Source organism: Paenibacillus farraposensis (genome assembly GCF_020736845.1).
Lineage (GTDB): Bacteria > Bacillota > Bacilli > Paenibacillales > Paenibacillaceae > Paenibacillus > Paenibacillus farraposensis.
Map to the genome: position 1 here is coordinate 1 of NZ_JAFFQR010000093.1, position 201 is coordinate 201.

Genomic DNA, 201 nt, shown 5'->3' on the forward strand with positions numbered 1-201 from the left:
CGACTTTGCCCGACCGGCGGTGCGGAGTACCGCAGGGGATACGGTCGTCTTTGGACTGGAGCGTGAAGTCAGCGAACGCCTTAAGGAGCTAGCGGCGCAAACAGGCTCTACGCTGTATATGGTGCTGCTGGCGGCGTACACCGCGCTGTTGCATCAATACAGCGGCCAAGAAGACATTGTGGTCGGCACACCGATTGCCGG

Annotated in this window: 1 protein-coding gene; it reads left to right on the forward strand. The window is 60.7% G+C overall.

Annotation, left to right across the window (positions count from 1 at the left end; all coding sequences use genetic code 11):
- The coding region (locus JO375_RS14815) for a condensation domain-containing protein (RefSeq protein WP_229525192.1) at positions 1-201 on the forward strand (201 nt) is incomplete at both ends.